15 protein-coding genes are annotated in these 17,890 nt (G+C 59.4%); 13 read left to right on the top strand and 2 right to left on the bottom strand.

Annotated features, from left to right (window positions below; all coding sequences use genetic code 11):
- Nucleotides 1-61: 61 nt before the first annotated feature.
- From ACYZT6_RS07115 to ACYZT6_RS07095, 5 genes are all read left to right on the top strand, one after another.
- Complete coding sequence (locus ACYZT6_RS07115; RefSeq protein ID WP_030131660.1) at nucleotides 62-697, top strand: RluA family pseudouridine synthase; 636 nt, start codon at nucleotides 62-64, stop codon at nucleotides 695-697.
- Between the two features lie 50 nt (nucleotides 698-747).
- The gene (locus ACYZT6_RS07110) at nucleotides 748-1,854 is read left to right on the top strand and encodes a hypothetical protein (protein WP_462026284.1); all 1,107 of its coding nucleotides are present in this window, start codon (nucleotides 748-750) and stop codon (nucleotides 1,852-1,854) included.
- A gap of 76 nt (nucleotides 1,855-1,930) precedes the next feature.
- The gene (locus tag ACYZT6_RS07105; protein ID WP_462026283.1) at nucleotides 1,931-3,220 is read left to right on the top strand and encodes a M18 family aminopeptidase; all 1,290 of its coding nucleotides are present in this window, start codon (nucleotides 1,931-1,933) and stop codon (nucleotides 3,218-3,220) included.
- Between the two features lie 272 nt (nucleotides 3,221-3,492).
- The gene (locus ACYZT6_RS07100) at nucleotides 3,493-3,669 is read left to right on the top strand and encodes a hypothetical protein (RefSeq protein ID WP_165557498.1); all 177 of its coding nucleotides are present in this window, start codon (nucleotides 3,493-3,495) and stop codon (nucleotides 3,667-3,669) included.
- 78 nt (nucleotides 3,670-3,747) lie between these two features.
- The gene (locus tag ACYZT6_RS07095; RefSeq protein WP_462026282.1) at nucleotides 3,748-5,904 is read left to right on the top strand and encodes a mechanosensitive ion channel family protein; all 2,157 of its coding nucleotides are present in this window, start codon (nucleotides 3,748-3,750) and stop codon (nucleotides 5,902-5,904) included.
- A 112-nt stretch (nucleotides 5,905-6,016) separates the two neighbouring features.
- Here ACYZT6_RS07095 and ACYZT6_RS07090 read toward each other — a convergent pair whose 3' ends face one another.
- Nucleotides 6,017-6,730 (bottom strand): UTRA domain-containing protein, encoded by a 714-nt coding sequence (locus ACYZT6_RS07090; protein WP_010456716.1) that lies wholly within the window; start codon nucleotides 6,728-6,730, stop codon nucleotides 6,017-6,019.
- 349 nt (nucleotides 6,731-7,079) lie between these two features.
- Here ACYZT6_RS07090 and ACYZT6_RS07085 point away from each other — a divergent pair, with 349 nt between their 5' ends.
- From ACYZT6_RS07085 to ACYZT6_RS07060, 6 genes are all read left to right on the top strand, one after another.
- The gene (locus ACYZT6_RS07085; protein ID WP_462026281.1) at nucleotides 7,080-8,144 is read left to right on the top strand and encodes an ABC transporter substrate-binding protein; all 1,065 of its coding nucleotides are present in this window, start codon (nucleotides 7,080-7,082) and stop codon (nucleotides 8,142-8,144) included.
- A gap of 141 nt (nucleotides 8,145-8,285) precedes the next feature.
- Complete coding sequence (locus tag ACYZT6_RS07080) at nucleotides 8,286-9,092, top strand: alkaline phosphatase family protein (protein WP_462026280.1); 807 nt, start codon at nucleotides 8,286-8,288, stop codon at nucleotides 9,090-9,092.
- Between the two features lie 5 nt (nucleotides 9,093-9,097).
- Entirely contained in the window at nucleotides 9,098-9,934 is an 837-nt protein-coding gene (locus ACYZT6_RS07075; protein ID WP_165557531.1) for an ABC transporter permease, read from the top strand.
- Nucleotides 9,921-10,721, top strand: coding sequence for an ABC transporter permease (locus ACYZT6_RS07070; RefSeq protein WP_462026279.1), 801 nt, complete (start codon nucleotides 9,921-9,923; stop codon nucleotides 10,719-10,721). Before ACYZT6_RS07075 ends, ACYZT6_RS07070 begins: the two co-directional genes overlap by 14 nt.
- Nucleotides 10,718-11,707 (top strand): ABC transporter ATP-binding protein, encoded by a 990-nt coding sequence (locus tag ACYZT6_RS07065; protein WP_462026278.1) that lies wholly within the window; start codon nucleotides 10,718-10,720, stop codon nucleotides 11,705-11,707. Before ACYZT6_RS07070 ends, ACYZT6_RS07065 begins: the two co-directional genes overlap by 4 nt.
- A 115-nt stretch (nucleotides 11,708-11,822) precedes the next feature.
- Nucleotides 11,823-12,476 carry an HAD family hydrolase gene (locus ACYZT6_RS07060; protein WP_462026277.1) on the top strand — a complete coding sequence of 218 codons (654 nt, stop codon included), beginning with the start codon at nucleotides 11,823-11,825 and terminating at the stop codon, nucleotides 12,474-12,476.
- A 226-nt stretch (nucleotides 12,477-12,702) separates the two neighbouring features.
- Here the strand turns inward: ACYZT6_RS07060 and ACYZT6_RS07055 are convergent, their stop codons facing one another.
- On the bottom strand, nucleotides 12,703-13,665 hold the full coding sequence (locus ACYZT6_RS07055; protein ID WP_462026276.1) for a zinc-binding dehydrogenase: 963 nt from the start codon (nucleotides 13,663-13,665) through the stop codon (nucleotides 12,703-12,705).
- A 139-nt stretch (nucleotides 13,666-13,804) separates the two neighbouring features.
- On the opposite strand from ACYZT6_RS07055, the gene ACYZT6_RS07050 reads away from it, so the two are divergent.
- Nucleotides 13,805-15,886: a carboxy terminal-processing peptidase gene (locus tag ACYZT6_RS07050; RefSeq protein ID WP_462026275.1), complete on the top strand. Its 2,082-nt coding sequence runs from the start codon at nucleotides 13,805-13,807 to the stop codon at nucleotides 15,884-15,886.
- Nucleotides 15,887-16,032: 146 nt separating this feature from the next.
- Complete coding sequence (locus ACYZT6_RS07045; protein WP_462026274.1) at nucleotides 16,033-17,823, top strand: bifunctional diguanylate cyclase/phosphodiesterase; 1,791 nt, start codon at nucleotides 16,033-16,035, stop codon at nucleotides 17,821-17,823.
- Nucleotides 17,824-17,890: the final 67 nt, after the last annotated feature.

The raw sequence follows: 17,890 nt of genomic DNA, 5'->3' as shown, positions 1-17,890 counted from the left end.
CTTCGCTCCTACGGGTGCAGGGGCCTGAGTCGCCGTTGGCGTTTGTTACGAGGCTGTTTTAATGCCGTTGTCCAATATCCGCATCATCCATCAGGACGCCGCCGTACTGGTGGTGGATAAACCGACCTTGCTGCTCTCTGTCCCTGGCCGGGCCGATGACAACAAGGACTGCCTGATCACCCGCCTGCAAGAAAACGGCTACCCGGAAGCGCGAATCGTCCATCGCCTGGATTGGGAAACGTCCGGCATCATCCTGTTGGCCCGTGACCCGGACACTCATCGCGAGTTGTCTCGGCAATTTCACGACCGCGAAACCGAAAAAGCCTACACCGCCCTGTGCTGGGGACAACCGGAACTGGACAGCGGCAGCATCGACCTGCCCTTGCGCTACGATCCGCCGACCAAGCCACGCCATGTGGTGGACCACGAGTTCGGCAAACACGCCCTGACCTTCTGGCGAGTGCTGGAACGGTGTGGCGACTGGTGCCGCGTCGAACTGACGCCGATAACCGGCCGCTCCCATCAGTTGCGCGTGCACATGCTTTCCATCGGCCACCCGCTGTTGGGTGACGGGCTCTACGCCCATGAGCAAGCCCTGGCCGCCTGGCCACGACTGTGCCTGCACGCCAGCATGCTCAGCTTCACCCATCCGCAAACCGGTGAACGCTTGCGCTTCGAATGCCCGGCACCGTTTTAAGCACTGCCTGACACGCAGTCGCCTGCTTTAGCAAAAGGATACCCATCCCGATGAGTAGTACCGAATTCCTGGCAACACCCGTCAAAAAAACCAGACACCAATTGCTTTACCTGATCTATGGCAACCAGGACGTTTACCGGCGCGAAGCAAAGTTCAGTATTTTGACCGCGCTGTCTCATGCGAAGAACGGCAATCTCCCGAGCATCAGAATCCTCACGGATCGGCCTCAGGACTACGCCGGCTGGCCGGTCGAAACGGTCACCCTGACCCAGGAAACCCTGACCCTGTGGCAAGGCGAAAACGGCTATCACCATCGACGCAAGGCCTGCGCGATGGCCGCCGGTCTCACGCTTGCGGAAAAAACCCTGTTCGTCGATACCGACACGCTGTTCACCAGCGACCCGAATCTGATCTTCAAACAGATTCAGCCGCAGCACTACTTGATGGATCGTTTCGAGTACGACTGGCAGGACGTGTGCGAACGTCCCGACTATGTGAAGCTCGGCGGTTGCCTGCATGCTCACGGCATCACAGCGGACAACGGTTTCAAGCTATACAACAGCGGCTTGTGTGGCTTGACCGACCGCGACACCGCCCTGCTCGAAGAGTCGATCAAATTCATCGACGAATGGACCCGGGACGGCTTCGATATTCACACCATCGAGCAGATCGCCCTGTCGTTCGCGATGCGTGACAAACCGGTTTATGAAGCCAAAAAATACATCTATCACTACTTCGCGGAAAAACGCTTTTTCCATGCGATGCAGGCGTATTTCTTCTCTCAGCATGGCGAGCAGTTCAGCCAAGAGCTAGTCGAACTGTGCCGGGACGTGCCGCGCGTCAAACCCTTCCCTTCGGCCTGGAAGCGACTGAAAATCAAATGGAAGCTGCGCAACCAGAGTGGCGCCATGCGAAAGGTCGGCCGCGATCTGCTCTACGGCAGCGCGGCGCCCGATCACCCGTACTACACGGCATGCCGACACGAATGGTGGGAATGTGCCTCGCGGGAGATTCTTCGTTGGGACCAGTCTCGTCAGAAAAAGCTGCTGGAGACTCATCAGAACGCCTGGCCCCGGCAACTGCCCAAGCCCGAGAAGCCTGAAGATGAGCGGATCATCATGACGTACCTGAAGAAGCGGGTAGCGGCTGCCAGCTGACGTGACCGGTTCACGTCATGCCCAAAGGCCCGAGCCAATACGTTAAACTCCCGCCCACTGCTGTCTGGAGCTTCTTATGCGCGAAGAGTTGAACCAAGGCCTGATCGACTTCCTCAAGGCCTCCCCTACCCCGTTCCATGCCACTGCCAGCCTTGTTCAGCGCCTGGAAGCGGCGGGTTTTGTGCGCCTTGACGAGCGCGAGCCCTGGGCCACCGAAGCCAACGGTCGTTACTACGTCACCCGTAACGACTCCTCCATCGTTGCGATCAAGATGGGGCGTCATTCGCCGCTGCATGGCGGTATTCGCTTGGTCGGCGCCCATACCGACAGCCCCTGCCTGCGGGTCAAACCCCAGCCTGAACTGCAGCGCCAGGGTTTCTGGCAACTGGGCGTCGAAGTCTATGGCGGCGCGCTGCTGGCGCCGTGGTTTGACCGCGACTTGTCCCTGGCCGGCCGCGTGACGTTCCGCCGTGACGGCAAGGTCGAGAGCCAGCTGATCGACTTCAAGGCGCCGATCGCCACCATCCCGAACCTGGCGATCCACCTCAATCGTGAAGCCAACATGGGCTGGGCCATCAACGCGCAGACCGAACTGCCGCCGATCCTCGCGCAATTTGCCGGTGACGAGCGCGTGGACTTCCGCGCCGTGCTCACCAATCAGCTTGCGCTCGAGCATGGCTTGAATGCCGACGTGGTGCTCGATTACGAGCTGAGTTTCTACGACACCCAAAGCGCTGCCGTTATCGGCCTGCATGGCGACTTCATCGCTGGCGCGCGCCTGGACAACTTGCTGTCGTGCTATGCCGGCCTGCAAGCCTTACTGACCGCTGAAACCGACGAAACCTGCGTGCTGGTCTGCAACGACCACGAAGAAGTCGGTTCCTGCTCGGCCTGCGGCGCCGATGGCCCGATGCTTGAGCAAACGTTGCGTCGCCTGTTGCCCGAAGGTGACGAGTTCGTGCGCACCATTCAAAAATCCTTGCTGGTCTCCGCCGACAACGCCCACGGCGTGCACCCCAACTATGCGGAAAAGCACGACGCCAACCACGGCCCGAAACTTAACGCCGGCCCGGTGATCAAGGTCAACAGCAACCAGCGCTACGCCACCAACAGCGAAACCGCCGGGTTCTTCCGCCATCTGTGCATGGCCGAAGAAGTACCGGTGCAAAGCTTCGTGGTGCGCAGCGACATGGGCTGCGGCTCGACCATCGGCCCGATCACCGCCAGCCACCTGGGCGTGCGCACCGTGGACATCGGCCTGCCGACGTTCGCCATGCACTCGATCCGCGAACTGTGCGGCAGCCATGACCTGGCCCACCTGGTCAAAGTGCTGAGCGCGTTCTACGCCTGCCAGGAATTGCCGTAAACCCTGACCCAACGACCAACCTGTGGCGAGGGGATTTATCCCCGTTCGACCGCGCAGCGGTCGCAAAGCCAGCGAATGCGGTCTGTCTGAAAGATCGCGGTGCTGGTTTTGGGGCCGCTGCGCAGCCCAACGGGGATAAATCCCCTCGCCACAAAAAGCTTTCTCGCCACACATACTGCGTTTTATGTGTGGCTCATCTCTGACCCACATCACCACCGGTCGCCCAAAAGCCACCTAGACTTAATCCATACCCTTCGACAAGGCAGTCGCCCATGATCTCGATGTCTGCATTTCACGCCATGCTGATCCCCATTCTTGCCGGGATGATCCTGCTGGCAATCGGCTTCAATTTCCGCGACAAAAACGCCGGCGTCTTCGCCATGTGGATCGGCATGCTGACGATCCTCGCCACCGTGGTGTTCAAGATCCTCGCCAAACTCAACGAATAAATCCTCCCCCTTGGCTCGCATTGATTTAGGCGGGCTCGTACACTCGGCCGATCTGTTCATCCCAAGGTTGACCGCCTAGTGTTCGCTCGTCTTTTCGCCCTGCCGTGTTTCTTCCTTGTCTGCCTGATGACGCTGTTGCCGATGGCGCCTGCCCAGGCAGTCGGCCTGCCGGGCTTGCTCAACAGCTCGGCAAAAACCCAGCCCGAGGCGCAAGAACCGCTGGGGCAGTCGCTGGACGAAGTCATCAAGTCGCTGGAGAACGATCAGCAGCGCACCAAACTGCTGGCGGATCTGAAGAAGCTGCGCGACGTCACCAAAAAGGCTCAGCCGACCGCGGAACAAGGCGTACTTGGCCTGATCGGCGGCACGCTGGCCAACTTCGAAAAACAATTTTCCGGGGCCGGCAGCCCCCTCACGCGCTGGTCCGAAGAGTTTGAACTGGCCCAGGACGAACTCGTGGCGCTGATGCTGCCAGCCAGCGAGTGGCTACCGATCATCTTTGCCTTCGCCATGATTCTGATGGTCTGGAGCCTGCTGGCCGCGGCGCTGATTTGGGTCGGTCACCGGGTGCGCATGCGTTTCGGCCTGACCGAAGAACTGCCGCAACACCCCAAGGCCCTCGACATGTTGCGCTTCGCCCTGCGCAAACTCGGGCCGTGGCTGATTGCCTTGGTCATTACGGTCTACATGAGCTACGCCCTGCCCTCGTCACTGGGTAAAAGCCTGGCCATGGTGCTGGCCTATGCGCTGGTGGTCGGCACCTGTTTCTCGGCGATCTGCGTGATAGCGTTTTCCCTGCTCGACGGCCCGCATCGCCACCGTGCCTTGTACATCCTGCGGCACCAAGCCTTCCGGCCGTTGTGGCTGATCGGCAGTTTCGCCGCGTTCGGTGAGGCGCTGAGCGACCCGCGCCTGGTCACCAGCCTTGGCAGTCATCTGGCTCACACCGCTGCGACCATCGCCAACGTGCTGGCTGCGCTGTCCACCGGGTTGTTCATCCTGCGCTTCCGTCGGCCGATCGCTCACCTGATCCGCAACCAGCCGTTGTCCCGACGCCTGACGCGCCGCGCTCTCAGCGACACCATCGATATTCTCGGCACCTTCTGGTACGTGCCAGCCCTGGTGTTGGTAGCCATCTCGCTGTTCGCCACATTTGTCTCGGCCGGTGACACCAGCACCGCACTGCGCCAGGCGCTGATCTGCACCGTGTTGCTGGTGTTGTGCATGGTCATCAACGGTCTGGTTCGCCGTCATTCGCTGAAACCGCAACGCGGTGTAAAGCGTCATGCGCTGTATTCGGAGCGCCTGAAAAGCTTCTTCTACACCCTCGCCCACCTCGTGGTGTGGCTGGTCTTCATCGAACTGGGCCTGCGTGTCTGGGGTATGTCGCTGATCGCGTTCACCGAAGGCGAAGGCCATGAAGTCAGCGTCAAACTGTTCAGCCTCGCCGGCACGCTGATCTTTGCCTGGCTGACCTGGATCCTCAGCGACACCGCGGTGCACCACGCCCTCACCCGCTCGCGCAAAGGCCTGGCCAACGCCCGTGCGCAGACCATGATGCCGCTGATCCGCAACGTGCTGTTCGTGGCGATTTTCATCATTGCGCTGATCGTCGCGCTGGCGAACATGGGCATGAACGTCACGCCACTGCTGGCGGGTGCCGGTGTGATCGGTCTGGCCATCGGTTTCGGTGCACAGTCGCTGGTCGCGGACTTGATCACCGGCCTGTTCATCATCATCGAAGACTCCCTGGCCATCGACGACTACGTGGACGTCGGCGGCCACCTGGGCACCGTTGAAGGCCTGACCATTCGCACCGTTCGCCTGCGGGACATCGATGGCATCGTGCATACCATTCCGTTCAGCGAAATCAAAAGCATCAAGAACTACTCCCGGGAATTCGGCTACGCGATCTTCCGGGTGGCGGTGCCTTCCAACATGGACATCGACGAGGCGATCAAACTGATGCGCGAGGTCGGCCAGAAGATGCGTACCGACCCACTGCAACGACGCAATATCTGGTCGCCGCTGGAGATCCAGGGCGTCGAAAGCTTCGAGTCCGGCAATGCGATTCTGCGTGCCCGGTTCAAGACTGCACCGATCAAACAGTGGGAAGTTTCACGGGCGTTCAATTTGTCGCTGAAGCGGCATCTGGATGAGGCCGGGATGGACCTGGCGACGCCGCGGATGAGTGTGCAGGTGATTACGGCCGGTGGTGGGCCGCAGAAAGAGTAAAAGCCCTTGTAGGAGCGAGGCTTGCCCGCGAAGACGGACTATCAGCCAACATCTTTATTGAATGTAAGTCCCCCTTCGCGGGCAAGCCTCGCTCCTACAGAAGATCAGTAACTCAAACCACATCCACCCCGACATGAATCGCATCATGCCGCCAAAACTCCAGGTCACAGTCGATCAGCCGCTCATGCTGATCGTAATTGACCCGGGCGATCCGCAACCCCGGGCTCCCCACCGACACCCGTAACGCCGCCGCCGCGTCCACCGACAAGGCTGTCGGCACGATCTCGAAACGCACCCGACCGTAGTGCAAGTCGTAATGCCTGGCGTACAGCTCGGTGATCGACTGATTCAGATCGAAATCGAGAATCCCCGGAAAATACTGCGGATTCAGGTAGTGCTCCACGTACAACACCAGCCGCTCATCAATGCGCCGCGCCCGGCAAATCTGGATCACGCTGGACAACGCCGGCAACTGCAACCACGCACAAACCGCCGCCGACGCCGGTTGCAACCGTGCCGAAATCACCTCGGTCGACGGCACCCGCCCCTGAGCGCTGACCATCGCGTGAAAGTGACTGCGCTGCATCAGGTTGTAAGCCAGACGCGGTGGCGAGACGAACCAGCCCCGGCGCTCCTCGCGATAAATCTGCCCTTGAGCCTCCAGTTGCAACAAAGCTTCACGCACGGTGATCCGCGTGGTACCGAACAACTCACTGAGCTTGCGCTCGGCCGGCAGTTTGCTCCCGGGCGCCAACAGGCCATGGTCGAGCTGTTCTTGCAGAACCTGCCCGATGGCTGTCACCGCTTTAGTGGTCTCGATGCGCATCAACGTTACCTATCTGGACTAGACCAGCACTGTTTCGGGGCAGAACCGGGATTCAAACCGGCTCCATCAACTCCCTGCAAGCCTAGGCACTGCTTATGACTGGCAGATGACAAAGTTGCCGAACGGTTGCGCCAGACGCCTGCAAATTCACGGCCAAGTCCTTTCGTATCAGCCCTTTAGCCATGGTCTACGCTTACCCGGAAGCCTGAGCATTACCGTTTAAGAGATGTAGGCCGACCGATCGTCGACATCAAAATGTCATCAGCGGCGCCTAAATTGGCTCAGGTATTGCTGACCTAGACCAACACAACCGCAATCGCAGCGTTGAAAACGCCCAAAGGAGCTTCGGATGAAAAAGCTTTTCCTGGCATCACTGTTAGGCTCGACCATTGCCATGTGCACCGCCGCCATGGCCGCTGATGATTTGAAAACCCTGGAAGCCGCTGCGAAAGCGGAAGGCGCGGTCAATAGCGTCGGCATGCCCGATGACTGGGCCAACTGGAAAGGCACCTGGGAAGACCTGGCCAAGACGTACGGTCTGAAACACATCGACACCGACATGAGTTCGGCGCAGGAAATCGCCAAGTTCGCCGCCGAGAAAGACAACGCCAGCGCCGACATCGGCGACGTTGGCGCAGCCTTCGGCCCAATTGCGGTCAAACAAGGCGTGGTGCAACCCTACAAGCCAAGCACCTGGGACCAGGTCCCGGACTGGGCCAAGGACAAGGACGGCAACTGGGCCCTGGCGTACACCGGCACCATCGCGTTCATCGTCAACAAAAAGCTGTTGCACGGCTCCGAAGCCCCGACCAAATGGGCTGATCTGAAAACCGGTAAATACAAGGTTTCCATCGGTGACGTCAGCACCGCCGCCCAGGCCGCCAACGGTGTACTGGCCGCGGCACTGGCCAACGGTGGCGACGAGAAGAACCTGCAGCCAGCGCTGTTGCTGTTCGCAGATATTGCCAAGCAGGGTCGCCTGTCCATGGCCAACCCGACCATCGCCACGATGGAAAAAGGTGAAATCGAAGTCGGCGTGGTCTGGGACTTCAACGGCCTGAGCTACAAGGCCAAGATGGCCAACCCGGATGACTACGTGGTGCTGATTCCATCCGATGGCTCGGTGATTTCCGGCTACACCACCATCATCAACAAATACGCGAAGAACCCGAACGCCGCCAAGCTGACTCGCGAATACATCTTCAGCGATGCCGGCCAGATCAACCTGGCGAAAGGCAACGCCCGTCCGATCCGTGCCGAGCACATCAAGCTGCCGGCTGACGTCCAGGCCAAGCTGCTGCCGAACGAGCAGTACAAAAAGGTCACGCCGATCAAAGACGCGGATGCATGGGAAAAGACTTCCAAGGCCTTGCCGCAGAAGTGGAACGAAGAAGTCCTCGTCGAAATGAAGTAATGCTTCATCTGTAGGAGCGAAGCTTGCTCGCGAAGGCGGACAGTCAGCCAACATCATTGTTGGATGTAAATCCCTCTTCGCGAGCAAGCTTCGCTCCTACAGGTTTCGCTGAAATCCAATGTTTCGCGGAGTTTTGCCCCTATGAAGCACAACGTCATCCTTGTCGTGCTCGACGGCCTCAACTTTGAGGTCGCGCGCCACGCCATGGGGCACCTGCAGGCTTATGTTGGCGCTGGACGCGCGGCGCTCTACAAACTGGAGTGCGAACTGCCGGCACTGTCCCGACCGCTTTACGAATGTATCCTCACCGGCGTTCCGCCCATCGAGAGCGGCATCGTCCACAACAACGTCTCGCGCCTGTCCAACCAGCGCAGCATTTATCACTACGCCACGGATGCCGGCCTGACGACTGCCGCCGCGGCCTATCACTGGGTCAGCGAGTTGTACAACCGCTCGCCGTTCGTGGCTGCCCGGGATCGTCACACCGACGACCGCAACCTGCCGATCCAGCACGGGCACTTCTACTGGAACGATCACTACCCGGATTCGCACCTGTTCGCCGACGCCGAAAACCTGCGCCTGCGCCACGCGCCGAACTTCTTGTTGATCCACCCCATGAACATCGACGACGCCGGGCACAAGCACGGCCTCGACACCCCGCAATACCGCAACAGCGCCCGCTCGGCAGACATTATCCTGGCCGATTACCTGCAAGGCTGGCTCGACGCCGGTTATCAGGTGCTGGTGACCGCCGACCACGGCATGAACAACGACCGCTCCCACAACGGCCTGCTGCCGGAAGAACGCGAAGTGCCGCTGTTTGTCCTCGGTGATGCTTTCAGCCTCAACCCCGGCGCGGCGCCAAAACAGACGGAAATCTGCGGCACTGTCTGCGAACTGCTGGGCGTGGCCCACGACAAACCTGTCTGCCGGGAGCTGCTCAAGTGAATTCCATGACCCGTGGCAAGTGGCTGGCAGCGTTGTGCCTGGTGCCTTTCGCCCTGTTCTTTATCGTGTTCGAGATCGCCCCGCTGGTGTGGGTGATGATCAACAGCCTGCAATCAGAAGAGTTCGGCTGGGGCGTGGCCAACTTCACCAAGATCTTCAATTCGAAGTTCTATTTGCAGGCGATCCAGTACAGCCTTGAGATCAGCTTCTGGTCCAGCGTGTTCGGGATCATCATCGCGGTGCTCGGCGCCTATTCCCTGCGCCGGGTCGACTCGAAATTGCGTAACTTCGTGAATGCTTTCGCCAACATGACCAGCAACTTCGCCGGTGTGCCCCTGGCCTTCGCCTTCATCATTCTGTTGGGCTTCAACGGCAGTTTCACCATCATGCTCAAACAGGCCGGGATCATTCAGGACTTCAACCTGTACTCGAAAACCGGGCTGATCATTCTCTACACCTACTTCCAGATTCCATTGGGCGTGCTGCTGCTCTACCCGGCTTTCGACGCCTTGCGCGAAGACTGGCGTGAGTCCGCCCAATTGCTCGGCGCCAACGGCTGGCAATTCTGGCGCCACATCGGTTTGCCGGTGCTGACGCCTGCGCTGCTCGGCACCTTCGTGATCTTGCTGGCCAACGCCCTTGGCGCCTACGCCACGGTCTACGCGTTGACCACCGGCAACTTCAACGTGCTACCGATCCGCATCGCGGCGATGGTCTCCGGCGACATTTCCCTTGATCCGAACCTGGCCAGCGCCCTGGCCGTGGTGCTCGTGGCGTTGATGACCCTGGTGACCATCGTGCATCAGCTGCTGTTGAAGAGGAGCTACCATGTCTCGCGCTGAACTGGGCCCCGTCGGTGTCTATCACCGGGTGGTGGTGTATGTGCTGTTTGCCATTCTGTTATTGCCGCTGGCCGGGACATTGATCTACTCGATCTCCAGCAGTTGGTCGGCGACCATTCTGCCCAGCGGCTTTACCTTCAAGTGGTACATCCAGCTGTGGAGCGATCCGCGCTTTCTGCATGCCTTCGGTCAGTCGTTGCTGGTGTGCGTCGGCGCGTTGATTCTGTCGGTGGTGCTGATTCTGCCGCTGCTGTTCGTGGTGCATTACCACTTCCCCAAACTTGATGCGCTGATGAACATCCTGATCCTGCTGCCCTTCGCGGTGCCGCCGGTGGTTTCCTCGGTGGGCCTGTTGCAGCTCTACGGTTCCGGGCCGTTTGCGATGGTCGGGACGCCGTGGATTCTGATTGGCTGCTACTTCACCATCGCACTGCCGTTCATGTACCGGGCGATCACCAACAATCTGCAAGCGATCAACCTGCGCGACTTGATGGACTCCGCTCAGTTGCTGGGCACCAGCACTTGGCAAGCTGCATTCCTGGTGGTGCTACCGAACCTGCGCAAGGGTTTGATGGTGGCGTTGCTGTTGTCGTTCTCGTTCCTGTTCGGTGAGTTTGTCTTCGCCAACATCCTGGTCGGCACCCGCTACGAAACCCTGCAGGTCTACCTCAACAACATGCGTAACAGCAGCGGCCACTTCACCAGTGCGCTGGTGATCTCCTACTTCTTCTTTGTGCTGGTTCTGACCTGGGCGGCCAATATCTTGAACAAGGACAAAAGCGAATGAGCTATGTCAGCGTCCAACACCTGCAGAAAAACTATGCAGGCACCACGGTGTTCAGCGACATCAACTGCGAAATCCAGAAAGGCGAATTCGTTACCCTCCTCGGCCCGTCCGGTTGCGGCAAGTCCACGCTGTTGCGTTGCATCGCCGGCCTGACCTCGGTGGATGGCGGCAAGATTCTGCTCGATGGTGTCGACATCGTGCCATTGAGCCCGCAGAAACGCGGGATCGGCATGGTCTTCCAGAGTTACGCGCTGTTCCCGAACATGACCGTGGAACAGAACATCGCCTTCGGCTTGCGCATGCAGAAGGTCAACGCCGACGACAGCCACAAGCGCGTCGCCGAAGTGTTGAAACTGGTGGAGTTGAACGACTTCGCCGCGCGTTATCCGCATCAACTGTCGGGCGGCCAGTGCCAGCGGGTGGCCCTCGCCCGCTCATTGGTCACCCGGCCACGGCTGTTGTTGCTGGATGAACCGCTGTCGGCACTCGATGCGCGTATTCGCAAGCACCTGCGCGAACAGATCCGTCAGATCCAGCGCGAACTCGGCCTGACCACGATCTTCGTCACACACGATCAGGAAGAAGCGCTGACCATGTCTGACCGGATTTTCCTGATGAATCAGGGAAAGATCGTACAGAGCGGCGACGCCGAAACCCTTTACACCGCGCCCGTGGATGTTTTTGCTGCGGGCTTTATCGGCAACTACAACCTGCTGGACGCCGACAGCGCCTCGAAACTGCTGCAGCGGCCGATCAACCACCGCATTGCAATTCGCCCGGAAGCCATCGAACTGAGCCTCAATGGCGAACTCGACGCGCAAATCCGCAGCCACAGTTTGCTGGGAAACGTGATTCGTTATCGGGTCGAAGCCCGGGGCGTGGAATTGGTGGTGGATGTGCTGAACCGCTCGGCGGCCGATCTGCATCCCGATGGCCAGCGCCTGGCACTTTCCATCGATCCGACCGCCCTGTGTGAGGTAGCTTGAAAGCAGCGGCAAGCTTCAAGCCATAGGCTTCAAGTTGTAGACTGCTGAGCACCTCAATCCACTCTTGCAGCTTTTAGCTTGAAGCTTGAAGCTGTTCTCGAAGAGAACCCCACTGATGGCCCTGGCAATTTTTGATCTGGACGAAACCCTGATTCACGGCGACTGCGCCACCCTCTGGAGCGAGCAAATGGGCCGCCTGGGCTGGGTCGATCCCGAGTCGTTCATGCGTCAGAACAACGAACTGATGGACGCCTACAGTCACGGAAAACTAAGGATGGAGGACTACATGACCTTCAGCCTGGAGCCGATGATCGGGCGCACACCGCAAGAGGTCGACCATCTGGTCGGGCCTTGGGTGGAAGACTATATCGAGCCGATCATTTTCAGTGACGCCACCAAAGCTATCGCGGCCCACCGCAAGGCCGGTGACCGGATCCTGGTGATCTCGGCGTCGGGCACGCACCTGGTGAAGCCGATTGCCGAGCGCCTGGGCATCGACGAGATACTCGGCATCGAGCTGGAAGTGGCGCACGGGGTGTATAGCGGCCACACCGTCGGCACCCTGACCTACCGCGAAGGCAAGATCGTTCGGTTGCTGGAATGGCTGGATGCGGAAGAGGAAAACCTGGAAGGGGCGAGTTTCTATTCCGACTCACGCAACGATTTGCCGCTGCTGTTGAAGGTGGACTTCCCACACGTGGTGAACCCGGATCCGGTGCTGCTTGAGCATGCCGAAAAGGCCGGCTGGCCGATCCATCTCTGGAAATAACCCAAATCCCCTGTGGGAGCGAGCCTGCTCGCGATGAACGATGACGCGGTTAACCTGACACACCGCGCCGCCTGAATCGCGAGCAGGCTCGCTCCTACAAGGATTGCGCCGTACCTGTGGGAGCGTGGCTTGCCCGCGACGAACGATGACGCGGTTTACCTGACACACCGAGTCGCCGGCATCGCGGGCAAGCCACGCTCCCACAAGGGCTGTGTTTAGCCGCGGATCAAGTCATGCTTGGGTCAATCACCAAAACCAACTTCCCCGCCACCTTGTTACTCGCCAACTCCGCAAACGCCGCTTCTGCATCCTTGATCGGGAATGTCTTCGCCAGTTGCGGACTCAACCGCCCTTCAGCAAACAATGGCCACACATGCTGGCTCAAATCACTGAACAAATCGGCCTTGAACTGCTCATCGCGACTGCGCAAGGTCGAACCCAGCAGTTGCACGCGCTTGGCCAGGACTTGCGCCAGATCCAGCTTCGCTTCACGACCACCCATCAAGCCAATCAGCACCCACCGACCATCCTGAGCCAGCATCTTCAGATTCAGCGCGGCGTAGTTGCCACCGACCGGATCGAGAATCACGTCAAACGGCCCCAGATCACGCAGGCTGTCCAGGTCGCCAGTGCGCACAACACCGCCCTGCGCACCCAACGCTTCGCAATAAGCCAGACGCTCGGCGGAACCGACGCTGACCCAGCACGGGTTGCCAAAAGCCTTGCACAGCTGAATGGCAGCTGAACCGATTCCACTTGCTCCGGCGTGCAGGAGAACTTTCTCACCCGGTTTGAGCGCAGCCAGTTGAAACAAATTCAGCCAAACGGTTGCATACACTTCCGGCAACGCCGCGGCCTCGGCCAGGGACAAACCTTCCGGGACCGGCAGCACGTGCCGTCCGTCGACAACTACCTCCTCGGCCATCCCGCCCCCGGCCAGCAAGGCGCAGACCCGATCGCCAACCTGCCAGGACGAGCCCGGGCCGACCTCGCTGATCACCCCCGAACACTCAAGACCCAGTACCTGACTGGCTCCCGGCGGTGGCGGATAAAGCCCTGCTTTCTGTAACAAATCGGCGCGATTGAGGCCCGCTGCCGCCACTCGAATACGAACTTGTCCTACATCGCATGTAGGACTGGGCTCTTCAACCCACTCCACTTGACCTTCCACGCCTTGCAATGCCTTCACAGTGCCTCCATAGTGAGTCTGGACTGAGCCCGTAGCTGTAGCGCCGGGCTTTCTTGCATTATGCGACCGGCCCCTGTGGAACCGGCGACTTCAAAGACGGCCTAATATGCGTGATCAATTGTCCCCGCGTCGAATCAGCATGAAGCATTTTTTCCCCAGCACCGCCCTAGCCCTATTCATTGGTATCGGCCTGTTGCCGATGTCGAGCAATGCATTCGCAGCCAATAGCTGGGACAAGCTTCAGCCTGATCGTGACGAAGTGATCGCCAGCCTGAACGTCGTCGAACTGCTCAAGCGCCATCACTACAGCAAGCCGCCGCTCGATGACGCGCGCTCGGTGATCATCTACGACAGCTACCTCAAGCTGCTGGATCCGTCGCGCAGCTACTTCATGGCCAGCGACATTGCCGAATTCGACAAGTGGAAAACCCAGTTCGACGACTTCCTCAAAAGCGGCGACCTGAACGCCGGGTTCACCATCTACAAGCGCTACCTGGACCGTGTCAAAGCGCGTCTGGACTTTGCTCTTGCCGAGCTGAACAAGGGCGTCGATAAAATCGACTTCAACGCCAAGGAAACCTTGCTGATCGATCGCAAAGACGCCCCTTGGCTCAAGTCCACTGCCGAACTCGACGACCTGTGGCGCAAACGCGTCAAGGACGAAGTCTTGCGGCAGAAGATTGCGGGCAAGGACTCCAAGCAGATTCAGGAAACCCTGACCAAGCGTTACAAGAACCAGTTGGCGCGCCTGGACCAGACCCGTGCGGAAGACATCTTCCAGGCGTACATCAACACCTTCGCCATGTCCTACGACCCGCACACCAACTATCTGTCGCCAGATAACGCGGAAAACTTCGACATCAACATGAGCCTGTCCCTCGAGGGCATCGGCGCCGTGTTGCAGAGCGATAACGACCAGGTGAAAGTCGTGCGTCTGGTGCCTGCCGGTCCGGCCGACAAGACCAAACTGGTTGCACCGGCCGACAAGATCATCGGCGTTGCCCAAGGCAACAAAGAGATGGTCGACGTGGTCGGCTGGCGTCTGGACGAAGTGGTCAAGCTGATCCGTGGTCCGAAAGGCACCGTGGTGCGCCTGGAAGTGATTCCGGCCAGCAATGCGCCGAACGACCAGACCTCCAAGATCGTGCCGATCACCCGTGAAGCGGTGAAGCTCGAAGACCAGGCCGTGAAGAAGTCGGTCCTCAACCTGAAACAGGATGGCAAGGACTACAAGCTCGGCGTCATCGAGATCCCGGCCTTCTACCTCGACTTCAAGGCTTTCCGCGCTGGCGATCCGGACTACAAGAGCACCACTCGCGACGTCAAGAAACTGCTGACCGAGTTGCAGAAAGAAAAAGTCGACGGAGTGGTCATCGACTTGCGCAACAACGGCGGCGGCTCCTTGCAGGAAGCCACCGAGCTGACCAGCCTGTTCATCGACAAAGGTCCGACCGTGCTGGTGCGTAACGCCGATGGCCGGGTCGATGTGCTGGAAGATGAAAACCCGGGCGCGTTCTACAAAGGCCCGATGGCGTTGCTGGTCAACCGCTTGTCCGCCTCGGCTTCGGAGATTTTTGCCGGCGCCATGCAGGACTACCACCGCGCGCTGATCATCGGCGGCCAGACCTTCGGTAAAGGCACCGTGCAGACCATTCAGCCGCTGAACCATGGCGAACTGAAACTGACCCTGGCCAAGTTCTACCGGGTTTCCGGCCAGAGCACCCAGCATCAGGGCGTACTGCCGGACATCGATTACCCGTCGATCATCGACACCAAGGAAATCGGCGAAAGCGCCCTGCCGGAAGCCATGCCGTGGGACACCATCCGTGCTGCCATCAAGCCGGCGGTCGACCCGTTCAAACCGTACATCGCGCAGCTTAAATCCGAGCATGACGTACGCTCGGCCAAAGACGCGGAGTTTGTGTTCATCCGCGACAAGCTGGCCCTGGCCCAGAAGCTGATGGCGGAAAAAACCGTCAGCCTCAATGAAGCTGATCGTCGTGCGCAACACGCCGATATCGAATCCAAGCAACTGGTCATGGAAAACATCCGTCGCAAGGCCAAGGGCGAAGAGCCGCTCAAAGAGCTGAAGAAAGAAGACGAAGACGCGATCGCGGCCGAGCCGGACAAGACCAAGCCAGAAGACGATGCCTATTTGAGCGAGACCGGGCGGATTCTGCTGGACTACTTGAAACTCAACACCGCGGTAGCCAAGCACTAAGTGGTTACAGCAAGATGATGGCAATTTAATGCTGACGCTCTCCGGAGCGTCATCATACAGTCATCATTCTGTCGTGAAATACAGGACTGGGAGCCCTCTTGAACAAGAGTGTGCTCCCAGTCCTTTTTTTATCGCCAGAGATTGCCATGACCACGACAGAACAGCTGAGTGCCTTGAGTTCCATACTGGCTCAAAGCGGCTTGCACAGCCTGTTCCAGCCGATCATTTCCCTCTCCGAGCGACGTATTGTCGGCTACGAAGCCCTCACCCGCGGCCCCTCGAACAGTCCGCTGCACTCCCCCATCGCGTTGTTTGCAGTCGCCCGCCAGGCCGGTCGCTTAAGCGAATTGGAGATTGCCTGCCGTGAAAGTGCTTGCCGACGCTTCAATGAGCAGCAGTTGCCGGGCAAACTGTTTCTCAACGTCTCTCCGGAATCCCTGCTGGAAGCCGCTCACCAACCGGGACGGACTCTGCAATTGCTGCAGGACTTCGGCATACCGCCGAGTCAGGTGGTGATCGAACTCACCGAACAGACCCCCACCGACGATTTCCAGTTACTGCAAAACGCCCTGCATCACTACCGGGCGATGGGGTTTTCCATTGCGCTGGATGATCTGGGCGCCGGCTACTCAAGCTTGCGATTGTGGTCTGAACTGCGTCCGGACTATGTGAAGATCGACCGGCACTTCATCGACGGCATTCATCAGGACGCGCTTAAGCGTGAGTTCGTCGGTTCGATCCTGCAAATCGCCAAGGCCTCACGGGCGCAGGTGATCGCCGAAGGTATCGAACTGCCGGAAGAGCTCGCGGTGTTGACCGAGATGGGCGTCGATCTGGTGCAAGGCTATTTGCTGTGTCGGCCCCAAGAGCATCCACCTCGCGATGCCCGAGCCTTGATGCCCAAACACGACAGCAACGCCGTGGCGCTGAATGACGAAGGCAGCGACCTCAGCGCCTTGCTCAACGACCAACCGGCTGTGCACCGGAACACACCGACAGCCACGGTGCTGGAAGCCTTCCGCCGCCAGGCCAACCTGAACTCACTGGCGGTGCTCGACGAGCAAGGCCATCCTTGCGGCATCGTCCATCGGCATTCGCTCTCGGACGCATTGCTCAAGCCCTTTGCGACCGACCTGTTTGCCCGCAAGCCCATCAGCCGCCTGATGAACGACGATTTTCTTGCCGTGGAAATGAGCCAGTCGCTGCAACAGGTCAGTCGCTTGATCACCAGTCGTGCGCGGCAGCGCATTGAAGAAGATTTCATCATCACCCTCAACGGCGGTTATCTGGGATTGGGCCGGGTGATCGATGTACTCAAACTGATTACCGAACTGAAAATCCAGCAAGCTCGCTACGCCAACCCGCTGACCCTGTTGCCGGGCAACGTGCCCATCCAGCAATGCCTGACGCGCCTGCTGCAACAGGAGCGGGAATCGGTGATCTGCTACGTCGACATCGACAGTTTCAAACCCTTCAACGACATCTACGGCTACGGCCGTGGGGACGAAGTCCTGCTGTGCCTGGCGCAATGTCTGAACGATCGCGTCGACCCGTCCCGCGACTTCGTCGGCCATATCGGCGGTGATGACTTCCTCCTGGTGCTCGGCCCGGAAGACTGGCGCAAACGTTTGAACCAGCTGCTGGACGACTTCCAGAGCCAGTGCCGACGCTTCTACCGCAGCGAACACCTGGAAGCCGGCTGCTTTATCGCACCGAATCGCCAGGGCGTGCGCCAGGAGTTTCCGTTGCTGTCATTGTCGATCGGCGTGGTGCATTTGCATCCACAGGCCTGTGGACAACTCGATGCGAGCCAATTGGCTGAGATGGCTTCGCAGGCCAAACATCACGCGAAGAACGTGCCGGGGTATAGCGTGCATGTGATTGATAGTCTGGTGGTGCCGGGGCGAGAGGATGAGTTGCTGTCAGGGCATCGTTGATTGAACTGACGCCTTCGCAGGCAAGCCTCGCTCCTACACTGGGTTTGTACAGTTCGGAGTTATTGTG

This window comes from Pseudomonas sp. RT6P73 (genome assembly GCF_054897715.1).
Note: the sequence above shows the minus strand (reverse complement) of the source record. Positions and strands in the feature narration are given on the sequence as shown.

Coding starts and splice junctions, on each gene's coding strand:
- ACYZT6_RS07115 (WP_030131660.1), top strand. CDS start 62: ATGCCGTTGTCCAATATCCGCATCATCCATCAGGACGCCGCCGTACTG.
- ACYZT6_RS07110 (WP_462026284.1), top strand. CDS start 748: ATGAGTAGTACCGAATTCCTGGCAACACCCGTCAAAAAAACCAGACAC.
- ACYZT6_RS07105 (WP_462026283.1), top strand. CDS start 1,931: ATGCGCGAAGAGTTGAACCAAGGCCTGATCGACTTCCTCAAGGCCTCC.
- ACYZT6_RS07100 (WP_165557498.1), top strand. CDS start 3,493: ATGATCTCGATGTCTGCATTTCACGCCATGCTGATCCCCATTCTTGCC.
- ACYZT6_RS07090 (WP_010456716.1), bottom strand. CDS start 6,730: ATGCGCATCGAGACCACTAAAGCGGTGACAGCCATCGGGCAGGTTCTG.
- ACYZT6_RS07085 (WP_462026281.1), top strand. CDS start 7,080: ATGAAAAAGCTTTTCCTGGCATCACTGTTAGGCTCGACCATTGCCATG.
- ACYZT6_RS07080 (WP_462026280.1), top strand. CDS start 8,286: ATGAAGCACAACGTCATCCTTGTCGTGCTCGACGGCCTCAACTTTGAG.
- ACYZT6_RS07075 (WP_165557531.1), top strand. CDS start 9,098: ATGACCCGTGGCAAGTGGCTGGCAGCGTTGTGCCTGGTGCCTTTCGCC.
- ACYZT6_RS07070 (WP_462026279.1), top strand. CDS start 9,921: ATGTCTCGCGCTGAACTGGGCCCCGTCGGTGTCTATCACCGGGTGGTG.
- ACYZT6_RS07065 (WP_462026278.1), top strand. CDS start 10,718: ATGAGCTATGTCAGCGTCCAACACCTGCAGAAAAACTATGCAGGCACC.
- ACYZT6_RS07060 (WP_462026277.1), top strand. CDS start 11,823: ATGGCCCTGGCAATTTTTGATCTGGACGAAACCCTGATTCACGGCGAC.
- ACYZT6_RS07050 (WP_462026275.1), top strand. CDS start 13,805: ATGAAGCATTTTTTCCCCAGCACCGCCCTAGCCCTATTCATTGGTATC.
- ACYZT6_RS07045 (WP_462026274.1), top strand. CDS start 16,033: ATGACCACGACAGAACAGCTGAGTGCCTTGAGTTCCATACTGGCTCAA.